At 65.5% G+C, this 26,971-nt stretch carries 24 protein-coding genes; 15 read left to right on the top strand and 9 right to left on the bottom strand.

Annotation, left to right across the window (positions count from 1 at the left end; all coding sequences use genetic code 11):
• Positions 1 to 177: 177 nt before the first annotated feature.
• Both OXM57_06855 and OXM57_06850 read left to right on the top strand, forming a co-directional pair.
• Positions 178 to 2,523, top strand: coding sequence for a xanthine dehydrogenase family protein molybdopterin-binding subunit (locus OXM57_06855; GenBank protein ID MDE0352394.1), 2,346 nt, complete (start codon positions 178 to 180; stop codon positions 2,521 to 2,523).
• An 18-nt stretch (positions 2,524 to 2,541) separates the two neighbouring features.
• Complete coding sequence (locus tag OXM57_06850; protein MDE0352393.1) at positions 2,542 to 3,624, top strand: Zn-dependent alcohol dehydrogenase; 1,083 nt, start codon at positions 2,542 to 2,544, stop codon at positions 3,622 to 3,624.
• Positions 3,625 to 3,996: 372 nt separating this feature from the next.
• On the opposite strand, the gene OXM57_06845 is transcribed toward OXM57_06850, so the two are convergent.
• Positions 3,997 to 4,758, bottom strand: coding sequence for a glucose 1-dehydrogenase (locus tag OXM57_06845; GenBank protein ID MDE0352392.1), 762 nt, complete (start codon positions 4,756 to 4,758; stop codon positions 3,997 to 3,999).
• A gap of 78 nt (positions 4,759 to 4,836) precedes the next feature.
• Between OXM57_06845 and OXM57_06840 the strand changes: the two genes are divergently transcribed.
• The 11 genes from OXM57_06840 to OXM57_06790 all read left to right on the top strand — a co-directional run bounded on the left by OXM57_06840 (position 4,837) and on the right by OXM57_06790 (position 15,779).
• Positions 4,837 to 5,499: a hypothetical protein gene (locus OXM57_06840; GenBank protein ID MDE0352391.1), complete on the top strand. Its 663-nt coding sequence runs from the start codon at positions 4,837 to 4,839 to the stop codon at positions 5,497 to 5,499.
• 129 nt (positions 5,500 to 5,628) lie between these two features.
• On the top strand, positions 5,629 to 7,488 hold the full coding sequence (locus tag OXM57_06835; protein ID MDE0352390.1) for an ABC transporter substrate-binding protein: 1,860 nt from the start codon (positions 5,629 to 5,631) through the stop codon (positions 7,486 to 7,488).
• A 104-nt stretch (positions 7,489 to 7,592) separates the two neighbouring features.
• Positions 7,593 to 8,609, top strand: coding sequence for an ABC transporter permease (locus OXM57_06830; GenBank protein ID MDE0352389.1), 1,017 nt, complete (start codon positions 7,593 to 7,595; stop codon positions 8,607 to 8,609).
• Positions 8,610 to 8,628: 19 nt separating this feature from the next.
• Positions 8,629 to 9,525, top strand: coding sequence for an ABC transporter permease (locus OXM57_06825; GenBank protein MDE0352388.1), 897 nt, complete (start codon positions 8,629 to 8,631; stop codon positions 9,523 to 9,525).
• Between the two features lie 16 nt (positions 9,526 to 9,541).
• Positions 9,542 to 10,567 carry an ABC transporter ATP-binding protein gene (locus OXM57_06820; GenBank protein ID MDE0352387.1) on the top strand — a complete coding sequence of 342 codons (1,026 nt, stop codon included), beginning with the start codon at positions 9,542 to 9,544 and terminating at the stop codon, positions 10,565 to 10,567.
• Positions 10,564 to 11,394, top strand: a complete 831-nt coding sequence (locus tag OXM57_06815; GenBank protein ID MDE0352386.1) for an ATP-binding cassette domain-containing protein — start codon at positions 10,564 to 10,566, stop codon at positions 11,392 to 11,394. The genes OXM57_06820 and OXM57_06815 overlap by 4 nt, the downstream gene beginning before the upstream one ends.
• A complete protein-coding gene (locus OXM57_06810) occupies positions 11,391 to 12,356 on the top strand; it encodes an amidohydrolase family protein (GenBank protein MDE0352385.1) in 966 nt (321 codons plus the stop codon). Before OXM57_06815 ends, OXM57_06810 begins: the two co-directional genes overlap by 4 nt.
• A gap of 40 nt (positions 12,357 to 12,396) precedes the next feature.
• Complete coding sequence (locus tag OXM57_06805; protein ID MDE0352384.1) at positions 12,397 to 13,044, top strand: hypothetical protein; 648 nt, start codon at positions 12,397 to 12,399, stop codon at positions 13,042 to 13,044.
• A 4-nt stretch (positions 13,045 to 13,048) separates the two neighbouring features.
• Positions 13,049 to 14,602, top strand: coding sequence for an amidohydrolase family protein (locus OXM57_06800; GenBank protein ID MDE0352383.1), 1,554 nt, complete (start codon positions 13,049 to 13,051; stop codon positions 14,600 to 14,602).
• Positions 14,603 to 14,607: 5 nt separating this feature from the next.
• Entirely contained in the window at positions 14,608 to 15,405 is a 798-nt protein-coding gene (locus OXM57_06795; GenBank protein MDE0352382.1) for an N-acyl homoserine lactonase family protein, read from the top strand.
• On the top strand, positions 15,402 to 15,779 hold the full coding sequence (locus OXM57_06790) for a nuclear transport factor 2 family protein (protein MDE0352381.1): 378 nt from the start codon (positions 15,402 to 15,404) through the stop codon (positions 15,777 to 15,779). Before OXM57_06795 ends, OXM57_06790 begins: the two co-directional genes overlap by 4 nt.
• Before the next feature lie 32 nt (positions 15,780 to 15,811).
• Here the strand turns inward: OXM57_06790 and OXM57_06785 are convergent, their stop codons facing one another.
• Both OXM57_06785 and OXM57_06780 read right to left on the bottom strand, forming a co-directional pair.
• Positions 15,812 to 16,183 carry a hypothetical protein gene (locus OXM57_06785; protein MDE0352380.1) on the bottom strand — a complete coding sequence of 124 codons (372 nt, stop codon included), beginning with the start codon at positions 16,181 to 16,183 and terminating at the stop codon, positions 15,812 to 15,814.
• A complete protein-coding gene (locus OXM57_06780; GenBank protein ID MDE0352379.1) occupies positions 16,180 to 16,743 on the bottom strand; it encodes a macro domain-containing protein in 564 nt (187 codons plus the stop codon). The genes OXM57_06785 and OXM57_06780 overlap by 4 nt, the downstream gene beginning before the upstream one ends.
• A 180-nt stretch (positions 16,744 to 16,923) precedes the next feature.
• Between OXM57_06780 and OXM57_06775 the strand changes: the two genes are divergently transcribed.
• A complete protein-coding gene (locus OXM57_06775) occupies positions 16,924 to 18,546 on the top strand; it encodes an FAD-binding oxidoreductase (protein ID MDE0352378.1) in 1,623 nt (540 codons plus the stop codon).
• A gap of 99 nt (positions 18,547 to 18,645) precedes the next feature.
• On the opposite strand, the gene OXM57_06770 is transcribed toward OXM57_06775, so the two are convergent.
• The 6 genes from OXM57_06770 to OXM57_06745 form a co-directional block, all read right to left on the bottom strand.
• The gene (locus tag OXM57_06770; protein MDE0352377.1) at positions 18,646 to 20,181 is read right to left on the bottom strand and encodes an ABC transporter ATP-binding protein; all 1,536 of its coding nucleotides are present in this window, start codon (positions 20,179 to 20,181) and stop codon (positions 18,646 to 18,648) included.
• A gap of 2 nt (positions 20,182 to 20,183) precedes the next feature.
• Positions 20,184 to 21,116 (bottom strand): ABC transporter permease, encoded by a 933-nt coding sequence (locus OXM57_06765; protein ID MDE0352376.1) that lies wholly within the window; start codon positions 21,114 to 21,116, stop codon positions 20,184 to 20,186.
• Positions 21,113 to 22,180: an ABC transporter permease gene (locus OXM57_06760; GenBank protein ID MDE0352375.1), complete on the bottom strand. Its 1,068-nt coding sequence runs from the start codon at positions 22,178 to 22,180 to the stop codon at positions 21,113 to 21,115. The genes OXM57_06765 and OXM57_06760 overlap by 4 nt, the downstream gene beginning before the upstream one ends.
• Positions 22,181 to 22,392: 212 nt before the next feature.
• Positions 22,393 to 23,400, bottom strand: coding sequence for a BMP family protein (locus OXM57_06755; protein ID MDE0352374.1), 1,008 nt, complete (start codon positions 23,398 to 23,400; stop codon positions 22,393 to 22,395).
• Positions 23,401 to 23,419: 19 nt separating this feature from the next.
• The gene (locus tag OXM57_06750; GenBank protein MDE0352373.1) at positions 23,420 to 24,823 is read right to left on the bottom strand and encodes a UbiD family decarboxylase; all 1,404 of its coding nucleotides are present in this window, start codon (positions 24,821 to 24,823) and stop codon (positions 23,420 to 23,422) included.
• A 32-nt stretch (positions 24,824 to 24,855) separates the two neighbouring features.
• Positions 24,856 to 25,776: an amidohydrolase family protein gene (locus OXM57_06745; GenBank protein MDE0352372.1), complete on the bottom strand. Its 921-nt coding sequence runs from the start codon at positions 25,774 to 25,776 to the stop codon at positions 24,856 to 24,858.
• A gap of 256 nt (positions 25,777 to 26,032) precedes the next feature.
• Here OXM57_06745 and OXM57_06740 point away from each other — a divergent pair, with 256 nt between their 5' ends.
• Positions 26,033 to 26,950: a restriction endonuclease gene (locus OXM57_06740; protein MDE0352371.1), complete on the top strand. Its 918-nt coding sequence runs from the start codon at positions 26,033 to 26,035 to the stop codon at positions 26,948 to 26,950.
• Positions 26,951 to 26,971: the final 21 nt, after the last annotated feature.

Here is a 26,971-nt window from a genome sequence, read left to right as displayed (position 1 = left end):
TCGACTACCCACCGCGCGGGTTTATGCGATGGTCTGCCTGCAACCTAACTTGCCGCGTCCAGCGCGGCCGCGACGCCCGTCACCAACCTTCCGGATGGAGCGGACGCACAGGCCCAGCCGGCACCACATAGTGATCGGCTTCCCGGGACGCCGATGATGGGTGGCCACCGGGACCGGATGGCCTCCCTGATCGGCGCGCCGCTTACCCGCAGAGAGGATCCTCGTCTTCTCACCGGATCGGGTGAGTACCTGGCCGATGTTCGACTCCCGGGGACCCTCGAGGCAGCCTTCGTGAGGTCGCCGTTCGCACATGCCATCCGGCGTGGGGTCGATCCGCAGGGAGCGGTCGGGCTGGACGGCGTTCGAGCCGTGCTGACGGCGGCCACGCTCCCGGATCACGCTCCGCTGGTGGATGCCGTCGCCATCGAAGGACTCTCCAAGACCCCGCAGCCACCCCTAGCCGGGGACCGGGTCCGCTACGTCGGTGAGCCGGTCGCCCTCGTCGTTGCGGACGACCGCTACGCCGCCGAGGACGGCGCGGACCTCGTCTTCGTCGACTTCGAGGAGCTTCCTGCCGTAACCGACGCGCGATCCGCAGCCCGTAGCGGCGCTCCGCTCCTCTTCCCCGAACTCGGCTCGAACGTCGTCTTCAGCGAGGTGAAGAGGTTCGGGGACCCGGCGAAGGAACCCGCATCCGGCCACCGGGTGTACAGATCCGAGTTCCATGGAGGACGGGCAACGGCGGTTCCCGTGGAGACACGCGGCTGCCTGGCCTCCTACGACGCCGACCGGGGGCGGCTGACCGTGTGGTCCTCGACCCAGGGGCATCACCTCTTACGCCGTCGCCTGGCCGTCAGCACCGGCCTCCCCGAGTCGAGAGTGCGGGTGATCGTCCCCGACGTGGGAGGCGGCTTCGGCCAGAAGATCCCGGCGGCGCCGGAGGAGGTTGCGGTGGCTCTCGCGTCGATGGCGCTCGAGCGCCCCGTGAGGTGGATCGAGGACCGGCGGGAGAATCTGGTCGCTGCCCCGCAGGCCAAGGAACAGATCGTCTCCCTGGAGATGAGCGTCGACGAGACCGGCCGGTTCCGGGCCATGCGCGCCAAGGTCATCGGGGACGCCGGCGCCTACTCTCACAACAGCGCCAGCGCGCTCATCGAACCGTACCTGTCGGCGCTACTCGTCCCGAGCCTGTACAGGATCGACCACTTCGAGTGCGAGATCCAGGCCGTCCTCACCAACAAGGCGCCGGCCTCACCGTACAGAGGGGTGGGATGGACCGCCTCCCACACCGCCCGCGAGCTCCTCATAGATCACATAGCGCGCGAGGAAGGACGGGATCGGGCGGAGCTGCGGCGCCTGAACATGATCCGATCGGAGGAGACGCCCTACACCAACGTCACGGGCATGGTCTATGACAGCGGATCGTTTCTCGAATCCATGCACGAGGCCCTGGAGATGGCCTGCTACCACTCGTTCCGTCAGCAGCAGGAAAACGACATGTACCCGCGCCGGCGCGGGATCGGCATCAGCCCGTACGTCGAACCTAACGGATGGGGAAGCGCCGGCGCGGCCCAGTCCCACTGGGTCTTCGCCTCCCACGATGCCGCTCGCGTCACGATGGACTCCACCGGACATGTGACCGTGGCGGTCGGGACACCCACCCAGGGCCAGGGCCACGAGACGACGCTGGTCCAGCTGGCGTCCGCCGCCCTGGGTGTCCCCCCGGAGACCATCGAGGTAAGGAGTGACGACACCGACGCCACCCCACCAAGCATCGCCGGCACGCGTGCCTCGCGCACTGCCGTCGTAACGGGCGGAGCGGTGGTGCTCGCATCTGAGGACGTGCGGTCCAAGCTGTTGCGGATCGCCGGCCATCTGCTGGAGGCGTCCGCACGCGATCTCGACATCAGTGATGGGATCGTGCACGTGGCCGGTGACCCGTCTGCCGGGATCGCCGTGGAGCGCGTGGCTGCGGCCGCCTATTTCGACCCTGCGGTGCGCGTCGTAGAACCCGAGCCGCTGCTCAGCTCGCAACGCTTCCACGACCCTGGCGCCACCTACTCGAACGGCTGCGTGGTGGCCACGGTGGAACTCGATCTGGAGACCGGCGCCGTAACGGTCGTCGACCTGGTCGCGGTCGAGGACTGCGGCCGGGTGATCAACCCATTGATCGTGGAGGGCCAACTTCACGGCGCCGCGGCGCAGGCCCTGGGATACACCTTGCACGAAACAGTGGCCTACAGCGCCGACGGGCAGATCCTGACCAGCAGCCTCATGGACTATCTGATCCCCACTTGTGCCGAGGTGCCGACCATCCGGATCGGCCACATCGAGTCTCCCTCGCCCAACACGGTATTGGGCGTGAAGGGGATGGGGGAATCGGGGATGATCGCCGTGCCGGGGGCCATAGCCAATGCGGTCGCCGACGCCCTCCCCGGCCATCCGATAGTCGACCGCCTCCCTCTCACCCCCGGCCTGGTGGCCCACCTCGCATCTCCCCCTGCGGGCAAGCGGGCGCCGTAGCTCGAAAGGAACGAATCGGTGAAAGCAGCAGTTCTCAGGTCCATCCCGGGCCGGCTCGAAATTGAAGATGTCGCGGTCGACACCCCGGCTCCGCGTGAGGTACTGGTCAGGACCGTCGCCGCCGGTGTCTGTCGATCGGATCACCACTATCTCGTGGGCCACCACACGACGCCGCTGCCCACCGTGATGGGTCACGAAGCTTCGGGGATCGTGGAAGCCGTCGGTGAGGACGTGAGGTACGTGGCTCCGGGGGATCATGTCGTGGCCTGCCTAATTGTCTTCTGCGGACATTGCGAGTGGTGCCTGACCGGCAGGATGGCTCTCTGCGCCCGGGAGGGCACGACGCGCGATGGCGGCCGCCCACGCCTGTCGCGGTCCGGGGAGGAGATCCATGCCTACTGGGGTGTGGGGGCATTCGCGGAGATGATGCTCGTCCACGAACACGCCGTGACAAGGGTCGATCGGGACATACCCTTGCTCAGCGCGTCGATTGTCGGTTGTGCGGTGATCACCGGCCTGGGCTCAGTCTTTAGCACCGCCGGCGTGCCGCCCGGCGCCACCGTGGCGGTGATAGGAGCCGGAGGGGTCGGGCTGAACGTGATCCAGGGAAGCGCGGTCGCGCGAGCGAGCCGGATCGTCGCCATCGACGTGTTCCCGGACAAGGCGGACTTTGCCCGGAAGTTCGGCGCCACCGACGTGATCATCTCGCGTGACCCGATGGACGAGTTGATGGAGATCACGCACGGGGGCGTCGACTATGCGTTCGACGCCATAGGGCAGAAGACGACCGCCGAGCATGCGTTCGCGTCGCTGCGGCCCGGGGGTACGGCCGTGCTGATCGGGATGATCCCCGAGGGAGTCGACATCTCACTGCCGGGCGTTGACTTCCTATACGAGAAGACGGTGAAGGGCTCGAACATGGGATCGACCCGGACCCGGACCGACATTCCCAGGTACCTGGACCTCTACCGCCGGGGCATGCTCAAGCTGGACGAACTCGTCGGACGGACCCGACCCTTCGAGGACATCGGGATCGCCATGGACGACCTCGACCGCGGAACCGTGGCCCGCTCGGTCATCACGTTCGATAGGGAGTCGTAGCGGCGGAGGTCGTGCTCCGGGCCGGCGAACACGGGCGGCCGGCCCGGCCAGCACATCAGGCGCGGGAACCCATCGCGCATGGACGGTGAGGACCGCGGAGGGATCGATGCCGAGGCGGCGTTGGTCGTTGACACCGGCACCGCCTGCCAACGGACCACGACCTTCAGGAAGACACCATCCGCCGAATGCAGCTTGGGAGTCGCCCCGGCCTCATGGAGAAACCAGGCTTGCGCCGTGAGCGGCTCCCGATGGATTGGTATCTGCGGAGGATCGGGACGGTCCCTAAGACCCCCGGTGGATCTGGGCGGTTTCTCAACCGTGGGGGTGGCCTGTTCGCCTCACTCGGTCGGCGCGCCGCAACTGGGTTAGTCGTCAGAGGCCCCGGCCGCCGTCCACGGAGATCAGCTCTCCGGTGACCATCCGGGCATCCTCCGACGCCGCCCACGCGGCCACGGCGGCCACCTCGTCCGGTTGCACCAGGCGCCCCATCGGGATCGCCTCGGCGATCGCCTCCCGGCTCTCGGTGGTGTTCTGACCGCCCATGAACTCCACCAGCATCGGGGTATCCGAAGCCGCCGGGCACAGCGCCACGACCCGGATGTTCCTTGGGGCGAGCTCGAGTGCCAGGCTCCGGGTGAGCGACGCCACCGCTCCCTTGCTCGCCGTGTAGGCCGCGTATCCGGGACGGGGCCGGATCGAGATGTTCGACGCGATGTTGACGATGACCGCCTCGCTCGCCTGCGCCAGATGGGGAAGCGCCGCCCGGATCATGAGGAACACGCTCCGAACATTCACGGAGAAGATGAGGTCGAATTCGGCATCATCTGTCTCCTCGATGGGCTTGGGATGCTGACCCACCCCGGCACAGTTCACCAGGATGTCGATCCCGCCGAGGCCGCGCACCGACTCCTCAATCGCACGGTCCACATCTGCGTCCACAGCCAGATCAGCTGGAACGGGAACAGCGGTCGCCCCTGCCGAACGAATCTCGTCGGCTACACGAGCCACGCCATCCACATTGCGATCCACCAGAGCAACGGAGGCTCCCTCGCGGGCGAACCGTCGGCTTGTCGCCGCACCGATGCCCGACGCGGCTCCGGTGACCACCGCCCTCCTTCCCGGAAGCACGGACATCCGAGCCCTCCCGTCCTGACTCTCAACGTGGCAACCTACCAGCTACGATTCACACCGGGTACACGAGAGGAGAGGCCCATGGGTGATCAGGCATCAAGCCGGGCACAGTGGTTTTGGGATAACACCGGCGACGTTTGGGACGCCATCTTGAGCCATCCCTTCCTCGTTGAACTCGAAGCGGGGACTCTCCCGGACGAGGTGCTCCGCTTCTGCTTCGAACAGAACCTCCAGTATGTCGACGCCGTTTACAGGTGCCGGCTGGTTGCAGCGGCAAAGGCGCCCGACAAGGAGACTTTCGACCTGCTCACCCGCGACTGGAACCTCGAGCCGAGCGACGAACGGCAGGGCGACCTGCTGAAGAGCTTCGGAGGCGACCCGGACAACCTGCCGCCCATGGCGCCGGCCTGCAGGGGGTACACGTACCACATGTGGTACAACGCGCTCGACGGGCGCACGATTGACTGGCTGGCCAGTTTCGTAGCCTGCCCCTGGACATACGACCTCATCGGCGAGCAGGTATCGGGGAACATCGGCGAAGAGCGCCGCGAGTCCTGGATGGAGTACTACGGCAGCAAGATCCACCACGACCTGATGGACGACTTCCGCGCCGCCGTCGACCGGCTTACCGTCGGCCTCGAACAGGACGACCTCGATGGGCTCCTCGAGAAGTGGCGCCTCGGCATGCGCTACGAGTGGATGTTCTGGGACGACGCCTATCACATGCGGAGCTGGCCGGTCTAAACCCATCTAGTCGCGCTTTCGCGTGACGCGCCTCAAAGCCGATGGGTATGATCCAGCAACACGGAGGTTTCGCGGCCCCGGTTCGAATGGCTGAGGGCTGAGCATCGAATCGCCCTAAAGGGAGGCACAATGACTCGCAAGCGGTTCTACTACCCATTCATACTGATGGCGGTTCTTGCAATCGTGGCTGCCGCGTGCGGTGACGACGAGCCGGCGACCACAGCCGCACCCGCCACCACAGCCGCACCCACCACTACAGCCGCACCCACCACCACCGCGGCGCCTACGACCGCTGACACAGAAGCTTCGACGACGGCAGAGGCGACAACCACCACACCACCTACCACCCAACCGCCTCAGATCGATGAAGGTGATGTGATGCGGGCTCCGGACCGCGTGCAGGACGCCGAGACGGTGGTGATCGCCTGGACCGGGTACCCCAACAGTCTCGATCCACCGGACAGCCTCCTCAACTTCAACCGTGAGGCCGGCGTAGGCCTTTACGACCGGCTCCTCACCTACTCGCTCACCGAGCGCGAGGATGGCACCTTCGTGTGGGACGGCCTCGGCGTGGCGCCGGGCCTGGCCGAGAGCTGGGAGATCGACGGAGGATCGGTGACGTTCACGATCCGCCAGGGCGTGACGTTCAACAAGACCGGTAACCCCCTGACTGCCCACGACATCCGGTACTCCTTCGTGCGAGCGATCGAGGTTCCGGGCTTCGGAACGTTCAACTCCAACCTGGCCGGTATCTTCGAGCCGTCTCGCCAGGTCACGGTCATAGATGACTACACGATCCGTTTCGACTACGAGTTGGCCGACGGGACCCCGTTCCTTCTCAAGGCTTCGCTGCCGAGCATGAGGTTCCCGATCTTCGGGATCGTGGACTCGGTCGAGTTACAGGCCCGCGCCACGGACGAGGATCCCTGGGGTCACGAGTGGGTCAAGGAGAACCCCGAGGGGTCGGGCCCGTACGTGATCGAGTCGGCGACGCCCGGCACCGAGATGATCCTGCGCCGTGTCCCGGGCCATTGGACCGAGGGGGACCAGAACCAGCTCGGCGAGGCCTACAACGGTTTCGACCGGGTGATCTACCGGACGCTCAGCAGCCCGGCGGACATCACGGCACTAATGCTCGGGGGGGAGGTGGACGTGGCCTTCGCTCTGGGTACCAGGGAGCTCAATGCCCTCGGTGAGGCCGGCTTCACCATCGTCAACGCCGAGATCCCCGATATCTGGCGCCTCGACCTCCCGCTGACCACACCGCCGTTCGACAACCTGGCAGTGCGCCAGGCGATCGCGCACGCGGTGCCCTACGACACGATCGTGGAGAACGCGTTCACCAACGCGACCCGCTCCTATTCGATCGTCAATCCGGCATCGCCCTCGTACATACCGGCGTGGGACTACGACACCGACCTTGACAGGGCCCGCCAGTTGCTGGCGGAGGCCGGTTACCCGGACGGGTTCTCCACCGAGCTGTTCTACACCCAAGAGCGGCAGGAGTGGGAGGACATCGCCCTGTTCCTCCAGGCCAGCCTCTCGCAGGTGGGGATCGACGTCGCTCTCCGGCCACTACCGACGACTGAATACCAGGAGCAGACAACGGCCCGGTACGACGATGACACGTTGATGGCCGGCATCCAGATGCGCAGCGGGCTGATCTGGCTGGACGACGCCGATCCGAATGTCGGTCTCTGGCTGGTAACCCGCGGGTTCCCGGGGCCGGTCGGTGTGGGCGGATTCTCGAACGCAACCCACTACTCGAATATCGAGATCGACAAGTTGCACTTCGAAAACCGGTTCAACCCGGACTTCGAAGCGCGGGCCGAGGCGTACCGTGAGGCCCAGAGGATCGCGGCTCGCGACCTCCCGATGATCATGCTTGCGGTGCGCGGATTCCCCGGCGCCGTGCATCCGGAGATCACCGGTGTGGCCTTCACTGCCGACCCGCATCTGCGCCAGTACCTGTTGAGGCCGTCCGGGTGATCCGAGCGGCTCTCCGGTCATGTGACCGCGGCGCGTTGATCCATCACGCCGCGGTCGCAACCCTCAGGCTCTGGCCGGGCGACCCGTTGTAGGACTGGTCGGGGATGGACTCCGGGCTGTCCCGCCAACTGTTCACCCGGCTCCTGCTGGTAGCGCCGGTAGTCTTCGGCGTCGTGACGCTCACCTTCCTGGTGGCGAGGGTGTTCGCGCCCGACCCGGTAGCGCTGTACATTCCCCCGCAGGCCGACGAGGAACTCCGCCACAAGATCAGAGTCGAGTTGGGCCTGGACAAGTCGATCCCTGAGCAATACGGGGTCTTCCTGGCCGACCTGGCCCAAGGCGACCTGGGTGAATCGACCATCACCGGCCGGCCCGTCACGAGCGACTTGTGGGACCGGCTTCCCGCGACCGTGGAGCTTGCCCTGGTGTCCCTCACCTTTGCCATCTTGATCGGCGTCCCCTTGGGCGTGCTGGCAGGGGCGAGGCGCGACGGTCCCTTGGACTTCTCGGTGCGAGGCATCACCCTCATCGGGATGGCGCTTCCGTCCTTCTGGCTCGGTCTGGTGCTCATCCTGATCTTCTTCGTCATCCTCGGCTGGCTGCCCGGGCCGGTAGGCCGGCTGCCCCTCGGTGCGGAGGCGCCCGAGAAGATCACCGGGCTGTATACGCTCGACAGCCTCATTCGGGGGGACTTGACGCTCTGGTGGGAGTCCGTTCGCCACCTCATACTCCCCGGCTTGACGCTCGGCGTGGTCATCGTGGCCCCCATAACGAGGGTGGCTCGCGCCTCGATGGTGGAGGTGATGCGCTCCGAGTACATCCGTACGCCCAAGGCGTTGGGCATCCGCAAGCAGGTCATCTACTTCCGTTACGCCCTGAAGAACGCCCTGCTCCCGATCGTCACCATGATCGGAACGATCGTGGGTTTCGTCTTCACCGGCGCCGTGCTGGTGGAAGCGGTCTTCAACTGGCCCGGAATGGGCAAGTATGGGCTCGATGCCATCCTCAAGTCGGATTTCACCGCCCTCCAGGGCTTCGTCGTGGTGGCGTCGGTCACCTACATCGTGGCGTTCTTCCTGGTGGACATCGTTTACATGCTGATCGACCCGAGGACGAGATGAGGAGGAAGTCGTGATCGATATGACAGCCGACCATGCTCCGGAAGGCGGTTCGCTCGACGTCATCGCGCCGGGACGCAGCAGGTGGGGGAAGATCAGGTACGTGTTCGGCCAGAGCAAGAGCCTGACGGCCGGAACCATCCTTGTGGGAATCTTCATCCTGATCGCGCTATTCGCCAGGTTCATCACCACCCACGACCCGAGTGCGGTACTGGTGGGGGATCCGTTGACCGGTGTCAGCGCCGAGCATTGGTTCGGCACCGACAAGGTGGGCTCGGACGTTTTCTCCAAGACGATCGAGGCCACCGCGCTCGATCTGCGGATCACCGCGTCGGCGGTGGTGTCAGCCCTGGTGGCCGGGGTGGCTCTCGGTACCATCGCCGGCTACTACGCCGGGATAGTGGACCTCATCCTCCTGCGCCTCCTCGAGATCCTTCAGTCGATCCCGACGTTGCTGCTGGCGATGATGGTGGTCGTCGCGATCGGGCCCGGTGAACTCAACGTCGTGGTGGTGATGGCTTTCATCGGCATGCCCTACTACGCCCGTCTGGTACGGGCCGAGATCCTCACCAAACGCACGTGGGAGTTCGCCGAGGCGGCCCGCATGGTGGGTGGATCGGCTACACGGGTGGCCTTCCGCCACCTGTTGCCCAACAGCCTCTCGCCCGTATTGGCTTACGCCTCGGTCAATGCGGCGTGGGTGGTGCTGGTTACCGCCGCCCTGGGATTCCTGGGTATCGGCATCGAACCGGGCACCGCCGAGTGGGGATCTATGATCGCCCGCGGCCAGACGGAGATCATCACCGGCGAGTGGTGGGTGTCGGTGTTCCCCGGATTGTTCGTCCTCACCCTCACGACCGGGTTCTACCTGCTCGGAGACGGTGTCCGCGACGTGATGGACCCGAGGTCCCGCAAGTGAGAGCGGCGAAGCCCTGATGGCCGCCCTGGTAGAGATCCAAAACCTCGAGGGTTACTTCGACACCATCGGCGGTGATGTCCGAGCTATCAACAGCGTCAACGTGGTGATCGAGGAAGGAAAGGTGACCGGTCTGGTGGGAGAGACCGGCTCGGGGAAGACCATGACCGCCCTCAACATCCCCAGGCTCATGCCCGAGAACTTCCGCTACGTGTCCGGCCGGGTGCTCTTCCGGGGTGAGGATGTTCTCTCCTGGTCGGAGGACCGGATGGAACTCTTCCGCGGCGACGGGGTGGGTATCGCATTCCAGGACCCCAAGGCCGCCCTGAACCCGGTGTTCACTGTCGGGGAGCAACTCGGTCGTGCCCTACGGACCCACACGGACGCCACCAAGGACGAAGCCAGGCAGGCGGTCCTCCGGATCCTGGAGCGGGTCAAGATCACCGACCCGGACCGCACCATCCGCCAGTATGCACACGAACTGAGCGGCGGTATGGCGCAGCGGGTCATGGTTGCGCTGGCCGTGATCCATCCCCCCACCCTCCTGATCCTGGACGAGCCGACCACCGGGCTCGATGTGACCGTCCAGGCCGAGATCATCTCGATGCTCCGCGATCTGGTCGAGTCGATGGGCCTCACGGTGCTGCTGATCACGCACGACCTGGGTGTGGTCGGCGAACTCTGCGACAACGTGGCGGTCATGTATGCCGGTCGGACCATGGAGTTCGGTGACATCAGCCAGGTCTTCGAGAGACCGGCGAATCCCTACACCCGTGAACTCCTCCGCTCCACGGAGAGCGTGGAGGGAGGGGTCGGTGACCTGTACAGCATCCCCGGCGCCCCGCCCGATCTCCGCAACCTGCCGCAGGGATGCTTCTTCCAGGATCGCTGCCCGTCAGCTGCGGACGTGTGCCGGACCGTTCCCCCGGTGGTCGAAGTGGAGCCTGGCCATGTCTCGATGTGCCACTTCGCCGAGCGCTATCACTCAATGCCGGGACCCCTCCACATCACCAAGGGCGCCGGAGCGGAGGGAGAGCCGGAGTGACATCCGGCTACGGCGCCAGCCTTCTCACCGTACGAGGCCTCACGAAGCACTTCCACCGCGGTTTCTGGCCCCGCCGCCAGACCATCGTCGCGGTCGACAACATCGACCTCCAGGTCGGGATAGGCGAGAGTGTCGGGTTGGTCGGTGAGAGCGGCTCCGGCAAGACGACCACGGCCCGCAGCATCCTCAGGCTCGTAGACCCGACCTCAGGTGAGGTCGACTTCGATGGCATCCGGGTGGACCAGACCCCGAGGGCCAAAGTGCGCCGCCTCTACCGGAACATGCAGATGGTCTTCCAGGATCCCAACTCGTCGCTCAATCCCCGCATGACGGTGCGCGATATCGTCACCGAACCCTTGAAGCTACATCTGAAGATGTCGGACGGGGACCAGGAGGAAAGGGCCAACGACATCATGACCATGGTGGGTCTCCGTGGCTTCCACCTCGACCGCTACCCCGGTCAACTCAGCGGAGGACAGCGCCAACGGGTCGGAATCGGGCGGGCTATCGCCACCCACCCGAAGCTGGTCTTCCTCGACGAGCCCACCTCCTCGCTCGACGTGTCGGTACGCGGCCAGGTGATGCAGCTGCTCATCGACCTGCAGCGGGAGATGGGCATGTCGTACGTGCTCATCAGCCATGATCTGGGGGTGGTTCGGCAGCTCAGCAAGCGGGTGATGGTCATGTTCGACGGCCGGATCGTGGAGGAGGGCCCCACCGAGCAGGTGTTCGAGGATCCCCGAGACGGCTACACGAGGAGGCTGCTGGAGGCCATCCCGTCGATGGACGGCTATCGCCGGAGGAGACAGCCGGGAGGAACCCGATGAGCCGGGTCGTGGACGCTCACATACATGTCTTCCGGGACCCTTCCTGGAGCCCGGAGTCCCAGAAGGCCATGCCGAGTTCCTGGGTGAACCAGGTCCGGTGGTTCGACATGGACCTCGAGGACGCCGAGGCCCGTTACCGGGAGTCGGTGGACGCCAGCTGGGACCCCGACGGCGTCCGGACCATCGCCCGGATGGACGAGGCGGGCGTGGACGTATCGGTGACCATGCCGATGGACCGGGGACTACTCACCGGAGACGAAGGCGTGGTGCCCTTCGAGGAGAAGAACGAGGGCTACTACGAGCTCACCCGGATGTGGCCCGGGCGCATCTTCTCGTTCTGCGGGGTCGATCCCCGCCGGCCCGGCGCCGCCAAGTTCCTGGAGAAGGCGATCGTCGACTGGGGCTTTCTGGGCCTCAAGCTGTACCCCACCGCCGGCTTCTACCCCGACGACGAGATCGTCCATCCACTCTACGAGGTGTGCCGCACCTACGACGTCCCGGTCCTCCTCCACCAGGGCCACTCCGGCGGGCGCCTCAAGAGCAAGTACGGCCACCCCATGTACGTGGACTCGGCGGCGGCGGACTTTCCGGAGGTGAGGTTCGTGCTGGGCCACGGAGCCCGCTTCGAGACCTGGGCGAAGGAAGCCATGAGCGTGGCGATCTACAAGACCAACGTCCACCTCGAGATCAGCCTCTGGCAGCACTGGGCAAGCGTCGACGACCTGGTGCGGACCTTCGTCTGGATCAGGGACCGGATCGGCATCGACCGGCTGCTGTTCGGCAGCGACATGACGAACGTCGAGGTCTCGATGACGCTGAAGGAATGGGTGGACGTGGTCCGGATGCTGCCTGAATGGGCGAAACAACTCGGGTTCCGCCTGAGCCGCCAGGAGATCGACCTCGTCCTCGGGGGCAACGCCGAGCGCGTGTACCGGATCCCGTCCGAGAACGGTAGGGGGTGATCCCCGTAACCATCCCCGGAACGACAACGAAGGAGCACCCATGAGTTGGACCAGCTACATGTACGAGCAGACCAAGGACATGTGGGAGAGGATCTACGAGCATCCCTTCTTGAAGGATCTGGCGGCCGGAACCCTCTCCGACGAGCGGCTGGCGTTCTACTTCGAGCAGAACACCCACTACATCAACAACGTGGTGAAGTGCCGCTCGATCGCCACGGCCAAGGCCCACAACAACGAGATTCGCGACTTCTTCCTCAGCCGGACCGCAATGGTGGTCGACGAGATGCACCACCAGGAGGACATGCTACGCCGGGTGGGCGGCCAGCCCGGCGCCCGGGTCGCGCCGACCTGTCATGCCTACACCCAACACATCCTCAACCTGGTATGGACCAAGGACCCGGTCGAGTACCTGGGCTCGTTCCTGCCATGTCCATGGACCTACGACGAGATCGGTATCCAACTCCGTGGCGCCCCTCTGCGGGGCGCGTCCGCGGAATGGTGGGAGTTCTACAGCAGCGAGGAACACAACGAGTTGGTGGCGCACTACCTGGAGTTCGTGGACAAGTACTCCGAGGGGCTGTCGGACGAACGGCGCAGCCAGATGCTGGACAACTTCATCATCAGCACCAACTACGAGTACAGCTTCTGGGACATGGCCTACAACCGAGAACAGTGGCCGCTCGGATGACTCAATGAGCCGCCTGCTCGTCACCGGGGATCCGGTCGTCGCACTGGCCGGAGGAGACCGGGACGTCATCGCCGATGGCGCCCTGGTCGTCGAGGGCCGCAACGTCACCGCCGTGGGACCGCGGGCGGAGCTGGAGGGCAGAGGTCCGTTCGACCGGGTGGTCGGCTCGCCGGGACATGTCGTCATGCCGGGTTTCATCAACGGCCACTTCCATTCGATGGGCGCCGGATCACCCGGCCTGTTCCAGTACGTCTTCGAGCGGATGAACACCCGCATCTTCCGCCGCGCCATGAGCGACGACGACAGCCGGACGATCATCCTGGTGGGGCTGATGCGGGCTATCAGAGGTGGGCAGACGGGCGCGGTCGACTTCAACTACGGCAACCCTTCGCTGCGCGACTTCGGCAATCCCCCTATCCTGGACGCCTACCGCACCATCGGGATGCGGGTCGCCCTCGGCATGGTCACCCGGGACGAGAACATCTACGTTCATGCCCCCGACGAGGCCTTCCTCGCCTCCCTTCCGGACGAACTGGCCCGCCAGGTGCGGGAATCGACCATGGGCTACGCCTGGCCCACCGATGACGTGGTGGCCGCCTACCGCCGGGTCCACGCCGAGTGGGACGGTCACGACGGACGGCTCCGGGTGATCCTGGCGCCCGACTGGACACCTGCGTGCTCCGACGATCTGTACCGTCTGAACCGTCGGCTCGCGGACGAGTACGACACGGGTATCACGACCCACGCCCTCGAGACCCGGTCGGAGATGCTGTTCAACCTGGAGACCTACGGTAAGACCGCGATGCGCAGGCTCGCCGACATCGGGGTTCTGGGGCCCGACGTGAGTTGCGCTCACTTTGTCTGGGCGACCGATGAGGACATCCGGATCCTGGCCGACACCGGCGCCGTTGCGGTGAACAATCCCGGGTCGAACCTGCGCCTCAGCACCGGGATAGCCCGAGCCCGTGACATCCTCGACTCGGGCGCCGCACTGGCGTTCGGGACCGACTCGATCTCCTTCTCCGACATCGAGGACTTCTTCCAGGAATTGCGTCTCGCCCTGTACCTGCAACGGACCCCCGGGGAGTTGGAAATCGGGCGCATGGACTCGCTGGAGGTACTGCGCCGGGCAGCTTCGAGCGGTGCCAGGGCCATCCGCCAGGAGGCGGCACTGGGGTCGCTTGCCGAGGGCAAGGAAGCAGACCTCCTCGTGGTCACCAAGGAACGCCTGGTGTGGCCCCAGCCCAAGTACGGATCGATACCGATCCTGGATGTACTTCTGGACAGGGCATCCGGTTCCGACGTGGAGACGGTGATGATCGCCGGCCGGATCGTTCTCGACGAAGGACGGTTCACCACGGTGGACGAGGACCGGATCCTGGCCGACTTCGCCGAGGCCGGCCGCGAGAGGCTATGGGTGTCGACCGAGCAGGGCCGCCGAGAGGCCCAACTAGCGACCGACGTGGAGCCCTACGTTCTGGACTTCTACCGGGAGTGGGCTCTGAGACCGCTGACCCCGGCCTACACGTACAACGCCCGAGTCCCCCCACCGGAGTGAGGCAGATGTCGTTCACGATCACCCCCCTGGTAATGGCCTACGGGCCGCAGCGCGAGAAGTCCCGCTTCACCTTCCTCCACAACTTCGGGGAGAAAATCGATCTCCCCTACGTCTCGTGGCTCATCCAGGACGCGGAACGGGGCCTCAACGTCCTGGTAGATGTGGGCTGTAGCGCCGAGGAGTATGCCAACCACATAAAGCCCCCGGGAGAGTCCAGGCTCCGGCACGCCGGCGAGGAATTCGCTGACGTGATCAACATCCGTCCTCTGGACGATCTGCTGGCCGACCGCGGGCTCGATACCGATGACATCGACTTCATCGTCCTCACCCACCTCGACTGGGACCATTGCATGAACCTGCCCCTTTTCCCTGACACCAAGGTCATAGTGCAGCGCAAGGAGTGGGAAGCGCTCCCGCCCCATCCCTTCATCGCCTCGGGTTTCGCACCCGACTACCGCTACGAGGAGATGGCCGTAGGGGGGCTCGAAATGACCGAAGGCGACCAGCAACTGGTTCCGGGACTCGACGTGCTGTTCACCCCCGGCCACACGCCGGGCGGCCAGTCGATCGCGGTGGAGACCCCGCGGGGGCGCTACGTGATCGCCGGACTCTGCACGATATGGGAGAACTATTTCCCCGACCCGGAGATACTGAAAACCGCCAAGTACGAGGTGATCCCCCCAGGGGGCCACACCGACCTGTTCGCCGCCTACAACAGCGTGGTGCGTATACGCGACGAGGCCGGCACCCAGCTACTTCCGGCCCACCATCTCGAGGCGTTCGACATGGAGCCGGTCGGGTGAACTACCGGGAGGAGACAGGCAACCGGGCCGTGGTGGCGGACATGGTCGGGGCGCTCAACGAAGGCGACATCGACCGGTTCGCCTCCTACTACACGGACGACGTCGAGGTGGAAATCATCCGTTTCGGGCGCCGTCTGAAGGGGAACCGCGCAGTCGGTGAATGGATCGAGGACGCCTTCGACGCGCTTGACGGTTTCAGCAACGACATCATCGGCATCTACGGAGACGGCGATGTGATCGCGTTGGAGGTGATCGCCCGCGGGACAGCCAGGCGGCCGTTTGCCGGAAGGTCGGTCGGAGAGCCGCTGGATGCCCAGGAGGTGTACATCTACACGTTCCGGAACGGCAAGATCGCCGACGTCCGCGCCTACTAGCCGGACCCCGTGACCATCCGGATGGGAGAGCGTCAGCGGCGAAACGCGGGATCGGACGGGTAGTCCCCGGGTCTTCCCGTGTCTCCGGGCCGGATCACGAAGTCCCTGCGGTCGCGGTAGAGGGGAGCACGGTTCAGCACGTAGTTGACTCCCGGCTCGATCCTGTCCCAGTGGGTCATCAGCCAGTACTTGTGGTCGCCGATGAACAGATAGGTGTTGTCCATGCGGAAGAAGCGGCCCGCCACGCCCTCCCCGACGCGGAATCGCTCGCAGACCGCCTCCAGCAACTCCTGCTGCCCGTCCTTCTCGGAGAGTACGTACTCGTGGGGCCATGTGTCCCGATACGTGACCGCCTCCCTCCAGGAGGCGCGGGCGATGAGTTCGGTCAGCCGGCAGACCTTCATCCAGAGCCGCCCTCTCCTGACGGTCCCTCGGCGATCGCGCTGTCCAGCCCGTGCCGGAGCGCATCCGTGGTCCGGCGGTCATAGCCCACCAACCGGACCTCTCGCAGGGCGCCGGGATGTTCCCGCACCCACCGGACGCATTCGGAGGCGATCACCCTCGTGGCGGCCTCCAGCGGATAGCCGAACACGCCGGTGGAGATGGCCGGCATGGCCACGGTCTCTGCCTCGACCCGGGCCGAGGCATCCAGGGCCGCCCGCACCGCCTGCCGAAGGAGGGCCGGGTTGTCCTGGCCCTCCCGGTAGCGAGGCCCTACGACATGCACGACCCAGGGAGCTTGCAACCGACCGCCGACAGTGACCGCCGCCTCACCGGACGGGACCGGGCCGTGCTCGGACACCCATCGGTCGGAGTCCTCCACGAACTCCTCACCGCCTGCCGCGGCCAGAGCGGCGGCCAGCCCGCCACCGTGGCGGAGGTACTCGTTGGCCGCGTTGACGATCACATCGACGGATGCCTTCGTGATGTCCCCCCGAACTGCCATCACCGTCTGATCCTTCAACTCCGTTCCTCCTTCACATGTGACTTGTCGACGTGGTGACCATTGGGGATTGACCATACCGAGACCGTGGGACAGATCCCCGCCACCACCGGTCACGCATTCAGGCAATGGGGACCGCATGCCCGGTGGGTAGTGTGACTGTTTCATCGGTGTGCAATGGCGGGGAGTCGACGAGTCCGGATGGCCAAACGGCTCAAGTTTTGGGGATGGGGATACGAGGGGGACGAGCTTTCTGCGCCCGATCGGGACGCTCTGCTCACCACACTCGCCGTCGAGTACGGGATAGACGGATCCAGCACACGGGCGATACCCGGGCTCGACGACATATCGCTCCCCCAGCCCCGCCTGGCGCCGCCGGCCGGCCTCGCTCACCTATGCACCCAAGAGGCGTACGAGCGGGTGCTTCATAGCTTCGGGCAATCCCAGCCCGACTCGATCCGGATCTTCTCTCGGAACTTCGCCCATGCTCCCGATGTGATCGCATACCCCCGGAACGAGGCCGACGTGGCGGCCCTGCTGGAGTGGGCGGGTGAGAGGGGGGCAGCCCTGATTCCGTTCGGAGGCGGGTCGTCGGTCGTGGGAGGGGTGACGCCGGACGTAGCGGAGGGGTTCGCCGGGGTCGTCACCCTGGACATGAGCCGCATGAACCGGGTCCTGGAGGTGGACACGGTGTCGCGAGCGGCGCGCATCCAGGGCGGAGCGCGCGGACCCGAGCTCGAGGCCGCCCTCAAACCGCACGGCGTGACCCTCCGTCACTTCCCCCAGTCCTTCCAGCACTCCACCCTGGGAGGCTGGATCGCCACCCGGTCGGGAGGCCACTTCGCAACCCTGTATACCCACATCGACGACCTGGTGGAGAACGTCACGATGGTCACGCCTGCGGGGCGGATGCAGTCGCGGCGGCTGCCGGGATCGGGCGCGGGTCCTAGCCCCGACCGGCTGGCCATCGGCTCCGAGGGATCGCTCGGGGTCATCACCGAGGCCTGGGTGAGGGTCCAGGGGCGGGTGCGGTTCAAGGCAACGGCAGGGTTCCGCTTCCCCGACTTCCTCCAGGCCGCCGGGGCGGTGCGGGCGATCGCGCAGGCCGGCCTGTTCCCGGCCAACGTGAGGATCGTGGACGGGGTGGAACTGGCGGTGAACGGGGCCGGTGACGGTTCGTTCACGCTCATGGTGGTCTCGTTCGAGTCGGCCGACCGTCCCGTCGAGGCATGGATGGACCTCGCGGAGGAGTGCGCCCTGGGCGAGGGCGGCGTGGCGGATGCCGACTGGCGCACCGATCCGAACGCCCACCTGAAGGGGGCGGCGGGCGCCTGGCGTGAGGCCTTCATCAGGATGCCCTACAACCGGGAGGTCCTCACGCCGCTCGGCATCATCTCGGACACGTTCGAATCGGCCATCACCTGGGACCGCTTCGAGTCGTTCTACCGCAACGTCCGGAGGGCCACCCACGAGGCCATCCGCGAGGCGACCGGCCGGGAGGGCGCCGTGTCATGCCGGTTCAGCCATGCTTATCCGGACGGTCCCGCCCCCTACTTCGCTTTCCACTGCGCCGCAGATCCGGACTCGATGCTGCAGCAGTGGTGGGAGATCAAGCGCGCCGTCTCCGACGCGGTGATAGACAACGGCGGCACCATCACCCACCACCACGCCATCGGCCGCGATCACCAGCCGTGGTACGAGCGGCAGAGACCCCCGCTGTTCGGCGACGTGCTGGCCCGTGCCAAGACACACCTGGACCCGAAGGGAATCCTCAACCCCGGAGTGCTGGTTGCCCGGGATGGCGACCGCCCGACAGTGACATGAGTTGTCGCGACCGGTCGGAAGGAGGAGAGCCCTACAGGCCCGGCCGCCAATACGCTCCCGAACCGTTCCGTAGCTGATCCGTCACGCCGTCTGCCTGGCTCACTCCTCTCCTTCGGACACCCCTGCCATCAGGAGACCAAGGCGCTGGACGGTTGCCTCCTCCTGATCGAGAGTGCCCATGATCCGGCCCTCGAACATCACGGCTATCCGGTCCGAGAGGCCGATCACTTCGTCGAGATCCTCCGAGATGAGCAGGATGGCGATCCCCCCGGCCCGCTGGTCCATCAGAACAGTGTGGATGTACTCGGCCGCCCCGATATCGACCCCTCGGGTGGGTTGGGAGGCGATGAGGACCTCGGGTTCTCCGGATAGCTCCCGGGCGATGATCAGCTTCTGGATGTTGCCTCCCGACAGGTTGGAGGTGGGCGTCTCCAGCGAAGGTGTCTTCACCGTGAACCGCCGGACCAGGTCGGAGCATCCGGTCTCGATCTCCTTGAAGTTGAGGAATCCGCGCCGGCTGGTCGGCGCCAGATCATGGCTGGTGAGGATGAGGTTCTCGGCGACGCTGAACTCGCCGATGGCGCCGTCCCGCATCCTCTCCTCGGGGATGTAGGAGACTCCGAGCCGGCGGATCTCCTTGGGTGTCTTGGCGGTGGTGTCGACTCCGTTCATGACGACGGTCCCCGAGTTGACCGGACGCAGACCGGCCAGCGCCTCGGCCAGCTCGCGCTGCCCGTTGCCGGAGACCCCCGCGATTCCCACCACCTCGCCGCTGCGAACCTCCAGGTCGAATCCGGTCACCGCCGGAGTACCGCGGTCTCCTAGAACCTCCAGGGCGCTGATCGTGAGACGCGCATCCGCGACTTCGGACTCGCTCCGCCGCGGCGCCAGCCTCACCTCCCGACCCACCATCATGTGGGCGAGTTGTTCCCGGCTGGTCTCCGAGGGAACCGTCCGGCCCGTGACCCGACCGCCTCTCAGCACGGTTATCCGGTCGGACAGACTCATGACCTCGTGCAGCTTGTGGGAGATGAACACCAGCCCGCGACCACCGTCGGTCATCTGGCGCAGCGTCACGAAGAGGTCCTCGACTTCGGCGGGGGTGAGCACCGAGGTCGGTTCGTCGAGTATCAGGAGCGAGACATCCCGGTAGATGGCCTTCATGATCTCCACCCGCTGGCGCTCGCCGACGGCCAGCTGCCATATGTAGGCGTCGGGATCGACCTGCAACCCGTAGATCTCGGACAGCTCCCGGATGCGTTGCTGGACCGGACTGAGATCCTGCAGCAGACGCCGCCCGGAAGGGAGCCCCAAGGCGACGTTCTCCGCCACGGTGAGCGTGGGTACCAGCATGAAGTGCTGGTGGATCATCCCGATGCCTAACTCGATGGCATCGGACGGCGACTCGATCATCACCGGCTCCCCTCGGAGCCTTATCTCGCCCTCGTCGGCGTGATACAGCCCGTACAGAACATTCATCAAGGTGCTCTTGCCCGCTCCGTTCTCGCCCAAGAGTGTGTGGACCTCACCCGGCCGGACATCGAAGTCGACCCGGTCGTTGGCCAGTACACCGGGGAACCGCTTGGTGATCCCCTCCAACTCGAGGAGCGGCGAACCGGCCGTGGTCGGTCCCATTCCTAGTGCCCCCGCTCGAAAGGTCGGGTGAGCGCAGACGGCTGGCCGGTACGGCGGGAGACGAGCACCAGTACCAGAATGGTGAGCACGGCCGGGAACATTCCGACGATGCTCGCGGTGGTGCCCACCACGATTCCCAGGGTTTTCCATTGCAGTACGGTGGCCGACACCAGACCGAAGACGAGGGAACCGGCCATCACCCCCGCCGGACGCCACGCTCCGAAGTAGACGAGAGCAATGGCGATGAACCCGTGGCCGTTGGTCAGGTTCTGCTGGAAGATGCCGAGCTCGAGGGCAAGGGCAGCGCCGGCCAGCCCGGCGAAGGCGTTACCGACGACGATGGTGACGTAGCGGGTCCCGTCCACGCTGACACCCAGGCTGTCGGCCGCTTCGGGCGTCTCCCCCACGGCCCTGACGTTCAGCCCGAACGGGGTCCGGTGGATGACGAACCACATTGCGGGAACCAGGAGGAACGCCGCATACACGAGCACGTTCTGATGGAAGAGAACCTCTCCCACCCACGGAAGGTCACCGAGCAGGGGTACCGCCACATCCCCCAATCCGTCGATGGGGGTAGGGGTTCCGACCTGTTTCTGGAACAGGAGATCGCTCAGGCCGAGGCCGAAAATGAATATGCCGATGCCACTTATGCCCTGCTCGGCCTTGAGAGCCAGTGTCACGACCCCGTACACGATGCCCATGACGCCTCCGACCACCAGCCCGACCACGATCCCGAGCAGGACGCTGTCGGTTCGGAGGGTCGCGTAGTAGGCCCCGTAGGCCCCGAGGAGCATGACACCCTCGACTCCGAGGTTCAGGACACCGCTGCGCTGCCCCAGGGTCTCGCCCAGCGCCGCCAGCAGGAAAGGGGTGGCCAGCCGTATCCCGGAGGCGAGTGTGGCCAGCAAGACCGAGACCGTAAGGAAGTCGCTCACGGAGGATTCCTGGGTTCAGGGTCCCCGCTCCGTCCCGGGGATCGGCTGTCGCCTCCCGCATCTTGCTCCCTCGACTCGGAAGCAGTCCTGGCCAGCCGTGCTCGGGCGTACATGCTCCCCACCACGAAGACGACGACCAGGCCGTTCAGGGCGAGTATCAGGGCGGCCGGGACCTGGACGGCTCTCTGCATGGCGTTGGCGCCCACCAGTAGGGCTCCGAACAGGAAGGATGCCGGGATCGTCCAGAGAGGATGCAAGCCCCCGAACAGAGCTGCGACGATACCGTTGAATCCGGCCGCGCCCGTGAAGGTGGTGGCGCCGCCATCGGTAGCAAGCCGGTGCCCTTCGCTTCCGAAGACCAGCGTCACCCCCGCCATGCCGCACATCGCCCCGCTGTACATGAACGCCAGGACGACATTCCGTTTGACCGACATCCCGGCATATCGGGACGCGAACGGGTTGTGACCGACCGCCCGGAGCCGGAGCCCCTGGGTGGTGCGGAACAGGAGGAAATAGCACGCTACGGCCATCAGCACTGCTACCAGGACGCCCAGGTGAAGCCGGGTCCCACCGGGCAGGATGGGGAGGTCGGCGTTCCCGCTCAGGCGTTCCGTGTGGGGGATGCGAGAGCCTTTCTCGATCTCGCCCGGGTCCATGAGGGGACCACGCAACAGGAGGTTGAGAATCTGGACGGCGATGATGTTGAGCATGATCGTGCTCAGGATCTCGTTGACGCGCGCGTAGGACTTCAGGGCGCCGGCCATGCCACCCCAGATCGCGCCTCCCAGGGCACCGACGAGGAACGTGAGAGGCAAGAGCACGAAGCGGGGCACATCCGGGAAACCCAGCACGAACAATGTCGAGAGAATCGCTCCCGCGATGATCTGGCCCTCTCCCCCGATGTTGATCACACCGGCCCGGAACGCGATTGTGATACCCACCCCGACCAGCAGGAGGGGCATGGCCTTGAGGGAGCTGTTGGCCAGGTTCTTCGCCCCTCCGAAGGCGCCGTCGAGCAGGGCCGCGTAGCCGGTCAGGGGGTTGGCTCCCAGCACCGCCAGCATGACCGCTCCGATGAGACCCGCCGCCAGAACGGCGCCGATGAGCAGGCCGGGTCCGGCGAGCCGGGCGAGGACATGTCTCCAGTTCAGCGTCAGCAGAACCTCCTACCGACAGCCTGAGCGTCGGATGTGTGCCCGGCAGGAAAGCCAACCGGGGCACTGCTCGCGGCAGTATTCACCGACCCTGGTTGATCAGGTCTGTAGCCATCCGGTGGCTACTCGACCCCGGTCGAGAGCGAACCGTCCTTGAGGCCGTCCTCCACCGCATCCGCTGCAGCCTGGACATCGTCGGCGAGAGGCATACCCGGGTTGTAGGCCATGGTCAGCCCACCGTTGGAGAAGTCGGCCGTTATGACGCGCCCGCTGACCTCATCGTTCAGTAGGTCTTCGACGATCTGGCTGAGCTGATAGTCCCAGCGGTAGATCTGGGACGCAACCACTATGTCCTCGCCAAGCGGCACCTGGTCGGTCTGCGAACCGAACCACAGAACCCCGTGCTCCCTGGCGACTCCGGTCGCACCGACGACCATCTGGGAGACACCGGTCATCACGTCGGCGCCGGCCTCCACATGGGCTTGGGCCGCCTCGGCCGCCAGCGCGACGTCGCTGAAGGAGTCGATGTAGTTGACGTTGACCGTGATCGACGGGTCGACCGACTTGACACCGGCAACGAAGCCGTCGATATAGAGCTTGATGTCCCCGACTTCGATCGGGCCGACCACACCGATGATGTTCGACTCGGTCATGTGCGCCGCGATGGTCCCGTTGATGAAACCACCCTCATCAGACTGGACGCTGTACGAGTACACGTTGGTGAGGCCGAACGTGTCACGGCTCGTGCCCCAGGCGAAGACGGTGTCGGGGTAGTCCGGGGCGATCTCCGACAGCGAACCGCCGAACTGGGAGCCGTGGGCCAGGACGATGTCGAACCCGTCCTCCGCATACCCGCGGATGGCGACGGCGGCATCCTCGATAACGAACGTGCCGTCGGTGATGTCGACCTCGATGTTGTAGTCCTCGCCGAGACGGTTCAGCGAGTCGACCATGCTCTGGGTGAAGGCCAGGTCGTTCGAGGCGCTGGGCCCCACCATCGCTATCCGGATCGGATCGTCGGCGGAACGGCCGCCGTCCTCCTCCTCGGCGCAGGCCGCCACCACCAGCGCGAGCACCACCAACCCGACCAACCACGCGTGCCGGACCGCCCTCGTCCTCAAGATTGACATGTGCCTTGTGTCCTCCTGTTCAGGCTTCGCCTTCCTGCCGGGAGGATAGGCGCTCGGCGATCAGGCGGCTGGCGCGTTGCCGGGATTCCTCCGAAAAGCCGATCCTCACGCCGCTGAACCCCGGACCCCGCGTCGCATCGAGGGCCAACCGCGATGTCGTGCCCTCGATGGAGGATGAAGGATCAAGGGGGCTGCCGGGAAGCCCGCCAACGACAAAGAGGTCCTCCGCAGGTTGGAAGTGGGTGGCCAGAGCCCAGAGCACCTCGGAGTCGTTGGTGACATCGATGTCGTCGTCGACCGCGATGACCGTCTTCAGGTAGGGGTCCCAACCCAGAAGACCGAGCATCACCTGCCGGGCCTGGCCGACCCGCCGCTGCCGGAGCTTGACGTAACAGTGGAAGTGGCTGCCCGAGTTCGGATAGTGGACGGCGGTCACGTCCGGGAACCTTCCCTTGAGCTTCTCCGCCATCTCTGACTCCCTCGGGACCCGGGACAGGTTCAGGTGCTCGTTGGAGTTACCCCCCACCACGTCCAGGAGAAGTGGGTCGCGGCGGGAGGACATGGTCTCGACGCGGAAGAGGCTGTTGGTCGACCGGTCGGACGAGTACCCGGTGAACTCACCGAAGGGTCCCTCCTCTACGCGGGCGTCCGGATCTATCACCCCCTCGAAGAGGAAGTCGGCGGTGGCAGGGACCCGGATCCCGTAACGGGGCGATCGCACCACCTCGAGCGGCGCCCCGAACAGACCGCCCGCCACCTGGCGCTCGTCGACGGTCATCGGCACCCGGGCGGAGGCGGCCAGCATGAACAAGGGGTGCCCCCCGAGCACCATCGCCACCCGCAGCGGGTCGCCGCCTTCCGCAGCGGCTTTCAGCATGCGCCAGAGGTCCCCCCGGGAGTGGAGGCTGGTGGCGAACTCGGTCGGTGAGTGGACCATGGCCCGGTGGTAGCTGAGGTTGCCGATCCCGTCGGCGCCCTCCGCCACGATGATGCCGCTGGTGATGTAGGGCGCCCTGTCGGTGGCGAAGTGGGTGAGGAGGGGAAAGCTACGCAGGTCGACCGCGGCGCCATCGGTCACGCGTTCCAGGACCGGCCCGTCACCCACATCGACGGGTTCGATTAGATGCTTGGTCCTGGCCTGGTAGGCGTCGTGCAGGTGCTGCGGATCCGTTCCCAGCATGCGGGAGATCCGTCGACGGCATGCGAACAGGTTGGTGACGACCTCGTACGGGATACCGACGATGCTCCCGAATCGGAGCATCTGGTGCCGGCCGGCCGCGGCCAACTCCCACACCACACTGGTCACGTCCAGGGAGTCGGGCACCGGCTCCGTGATGTTGAGGACATCCTCCGGAAACGACCGCTCGTATGCCGAGACGAAATCATGGAGGTCCTGGCTCGCGGTGAAGTCCGGAGCGGTCACATCGGGCTCCTCACAACCCTCTGTCCATCTGGCTAATCGATGGCACGCCCGTGGCTACCGGCCGCCAACTGCGCCTTGGCCGATTCGACCGACTCGGGCGGCGCGGTGGGTTGGATACCCACCAGCCGGGCGATGTTGTTGCCCATGTAGTCCTCGAGTTGATCCTCATCGACTCCGAGACCCTGGGGTGGTTCGTGGCACAGCACCTCGAGGTGGGTCAGCCACATGCCCGGGTCGTTGGGAGGTGAGTCCGTTCCGAACACCAGCCGGTCCCGCGGCATCTCCTTGGCGAACTCGACGATCCGGGACTGCAGCAACCATCCCGACTCACCGTAGACGTTCGGCGAGTCCATGATCATCCAGAAGGCCTCGAAGCAGTAGACACCACCCGTCTGAACCCCGAAGTGGCCGATGATGAAGTTGACGTCGGGGAACTCGCGGATGATGGGATAGAACTGGGTCGGGATGGAGTAGGGGCCGTCGCCGGTGTGGAGCAGGACCACTACGCCGAGTTCGTCGCACTTGCGAAGGGCCGGCCGGAGCCAGTCGAGGGCGCGGTCGGGGCGGTAGGCGTGCATGTTGGCGTGCAGCTTCATCATCTTGAAGCCGTACTCCTTTACGTGGAACTCGAGTTCCGCCGCGCCGTTCTCAGGCCCGAACCGGGGGTTGTAGTTGAAGTTCCCGATGAAGCGGTCCGGGTACTTCTGGGTAAGTTCCGCGATGTAGGCCATGTAGTCCCGGATACCCTCGCGGCCTCCCCGGCCGCCCTCGTTCCACACCGTGTTGCCCGGGGGCGGTTGGATGAAGCCCATGTCGATCCGGCGAGGCTTGCCGTTGATCCAGTAGGGACCGTCCATCATCTCGAGCATGCGCTCCCCGTTGAACGGCTCACCCGTATGGCGCCACGCCTGGTCGACCACGTTGGTGGGATGGAGATGGGTATCGATTATCACTTGAGGTTCCTCCGGCTCGTCATGACACGCGACAGCCCGATCAGACTAGCCATCGGTTCCTGTCTCAGGGTCTCGCTACGATTCCGATGCGGAAAGGGAGCGGATGGCAGACAAGGACGGAGGGGACACTCCGAGGGCCTGGCTTATCAGGGCCGGGAGACGCGGCGAATACGAAGACTTCAACCTCGACAATGGCCTAGCCGGCCTCGGTTGGCGAGCAATCCCCGACTTGAGACTGGTGGAAAGCCGAGACAAGTTGGAAAAGCTGATCCGGGACGCAAGTCCAGATGCCAAGAAGAGGTCGGTCTCTGTTCAAGCCAACCAACTCTGGAGGTTCAAGACCGAGGTCCGGGTAGGCGATCTGGTGGTATTGCCCCTCAAGACGACCGGCCAGATCGCGCTGGGCGCGATAACCCAGGCGTACTGGTACCGAGACGCAGAGGACCCGTACAACCGCCATGTGGTATCCGTGGACTGGAAACGGACCGACTTGCCACGTTCCGAAGTCGGACAAGACCTCTTGTATTCACTTGGCTCGCTGCTCACATTTTGTTCCATTACCCGAAATGACGGAGCCCGGCGGCTGTTCAAACTGATGTCCGGAGATCGGGATCCTGGGAACCGCTCACAGGACGATCTAGCGGCCGACCAACGCGACGGAACCGTTGGCTCCGAAGCACCTGACTCTCCCGAGGATGTGGATCTAGAGGGTTTCGCCAGAGACCGGATCCGGGAGTTCATTCGGCAGAAGTTCGCGGGACATGAACTCAGCCGGTTGGTAGCCAAGGTCCTGGAGGCCGAAGGGTTCACCACCAAGCCTTCACCTCCAGGTCCTGACGGTGGCATAGACGTGTTTGCCGGACGCGGTCCTCTGGGCCTCGATAGCCCTCGGATAGTCGTGCAGGTCAAGTCCGGCGCGACTCCGGTCAGCGCGCCGGTTCTCCGGGAACTCAACGGTGTGCTGAGTACCCAAGGAGCAGATCAGGGCCTACTTGTCGCCTGGGGAGGGGTAACCAGAACCACCCGCCGTGAGCAGCGCGACCAATTCTTCCGAGTGCGGGTATGGAACGCCGAAGACCTGATGGACGCTGTGTTCCGCAACTACCACAAGTTCGACGAGGAACTACAGGCAGAACTGCCACTCAAGCAAGTCTGGACTCTGATCGAGGACTGATTACGTCGGCGGTCTGGCCTG

The sequence above is a fragment of the bacterium genome (assembly GCA_028820935.1).
Taxonomy (GTDB): domain Bacteria; phylum Actinomycetota; class Acidimicrobiia; order Spongiisociales; family Spongiisociaceae; genus Spongiisocius.
This window is presented reverse-complemented; position numbering and strand designations above follow the sequence as displayed.